This is a genomic window from Okeania sp. SIO2B9 (assembly GCF_010672505.1).
In the GTDB taxonomy this organism is placed as follows: domain Bacteria; phylum Cyanobacteriota; class Cyanobacteriia; order Cyanobacteriales; family Microcoleaceae; genus Okeania; species Okeania hirsuta.
This window is the reverse complement of sequence record NZ_JAAHGK010001299.1, coordinates 1-2,112: the sequence shown is the minus strand read 5'-3', so window position 1 is coordinate 2,112 and position 2,112 is coordinate 1. Positions and strand designations below refer to the sequence as shown.

The following is a 2,112-nucleotide window of genomic DNA, read 5'->3' as shown; positions in this document are numbered from 1 at the left end:
AAGATGTTAAGCAGGTCAGCACAAGTACAGAAACGGCTACAGTAAATGCTCTGGTAAAATATACAAAAAAATCAGGAGAAAATATTGCTCAATCTCTGGAGTTATTTTTAGTTTGGAATTCTACAGATCAAAAATGGAATATAGATACAGTTAGCCTAAATTAGTTAGAATTATTATGGTAGAATATTCTTTGACTCTCACAAACAAAAATACTAATCAAATATCTAGATATATTCTAGACTTAGAAGAATATTATGAAAATCAGCCTGCCAGTTTTTTTACCCCAATAGTATGCAATAAAATTAGAAATGAACTACAAAGTCAAGGTAGCTTTCACATTAATGATATGTACTTACAAATAATTATCAAAACATGGATTCAAGATATCAAAGAAGGATATAGAGATAGTAATGTTGTTCTAGATTTACCTAAAATTAATCATCGGAATATTAACAGTCTCAAAGAATCAGGAAATCAAGAAATTCCCCAACTTATTTATCCAGATTTATCTGATATAGAACCAAAAATTGGCGCCTTACCCCCCCTAGACTTTTCTTAAAGAAAGAAGGAAGGAGCAAGAAGGAAGAAGGTAGATTAAGTAGGGTGTGTGACGAGACCCTTACCGTTCTGGAATAATGGTCGATTTTATTGTCACGCACCGCGTGCTGTGGGATGGTGCTACAGGATCTAATATTTATTTGACAAGCGCTCTCTAAAGTAATATCAAGTCTCATTAATTAGCCATAATAAAAATGTTCTTCTTTTGAGAGAAAATATTTTTTCGGTGCGGAATGCGGAGCAAACAAATTTCCCCTGCTTCCCTGCTCCCTGCTCCCTACTCCCTAAATTTTTCCGGGTTATTCAAAGAGAGATGATATAAGAAAGAATGAAGGAGCAAAAAGGAAGAAGGTAGTTAGCTCAAGACTGTTACTAAACAAAAACATCAAATTAAAAATTATGTTGTAGAAAGGGAGTTAAAATAAATTTATTTTTGAGGAGGATTATGGCTATTAATTGTAATGTATGTTTCTACGATAGAAATTCCGACAAAAATCAATTTTGCGAAGTTTGTGGTTCAGAAATACAACCATCAATTACTTTGTTTGAGGCTGGAGAAAAAGGTATTCAAGAGGGAGAAAAACAAACTGTTTTACAAACATATGAACAGACAGTAAATTCTCATCAAAGGATTAATAAAAATATTAATCAAAATATTAATAATAATCCTGTTACTCCACCTGTTTATACAAATATTCAAACTAGCTCACCTCCAACTCTAGAAACTGCTAAAAAAGCAAATATTTTACCTAAAAATTCTGCTAATCCTACTCTGATTACTGGAACAATTGCTAAACTTATTCCGAAACAAGTAGGTTCCCCTGTACCAGAATTTATTATCGATAGTAACAATGCTCTTATTGGCAAATTTGACCCAAATATCGGTCCTGTAGAAATTGATTTAGATGGATTTTATGGAGATGAAACAGTTTCTTCTACTCATGCAGAAATCTATTTTGAAAATAATCAATGGCAGATTAAAGACATGGGTTCTACTCATGGTATTTATATTAAACCTACAGGTAAAACTAGGTTTGGATACCGGACTAATAAACCAGAAATTTTAAACTCAGGAGATGAAATTGCTATAGGTAAAATTCGGTTACTATTTTTGATTATTTAATTTAGAAGTCAGTCCTCAGGAGTCCAGGAGTCGTATGGGAATGGCTTCAATACCATTTTTTAGGTCATAATTCTCTTTTTTATCAAAGAGACATCTCCTGCAAAGTAGGGGCGTTAGCGGCAGCTCTGCGTTAGCAAATGGCCATTCGCCCTTACCAAATAATTAAGGTTTAAAGCCTCTCCTTTAAAGGATAAAAAAGCGGTCGTTAGCGAAGCTTCCCGTAGGGTAGGATGGCGTTTGCTACCGCAAAGCTTTCCGTTCCGGAATGCTACCGCAAATGCTAACAGCGGAGCAACTCTGATAATGGTACTTAGACATTTTTTGGTAGGAAAAATGCGTCAAAGTCAGTCTAGACAAGGGAATTACGTCAAAGCCTTAAAAATGGCTAGAACCCTTAGTAACTCAGGATTTATGCCTTTTCGACGTGAAAA

The 2,112-nt window shown here is 34.4% G+C and carries 2 protein-coding genes; both read left to right on the top strand.

Going from position 1 to position 2,112, the window contains the following annotated elements:
- Positions 1-175 precede the first annotated feature (175 nt).
- Positions 176-559 carry a hypothetical protein gene (locus tag F6K13_RS30060; protein ID WP_124144302.1) on the top strand — a complete coding sequence of 128 codons (384 nt, stop codon included), beginning with the start codon at positions 176-178 and terminating at the stop codon, positions 557-559.
- Positions 560-1,003: 444 nt separating this feature from the next.
- Entirely contained in the window at positions 1,004-1,681 is a 678-nt protein-coding gene (locus F6K13_RS30055) for an FHA domain-containing protein (RefSeq protein ID WP_124144301.1), read from the top strand.
- The last annotated feature ends 431 nt before the right edge of the window (positions 1,682-2,112 follow it).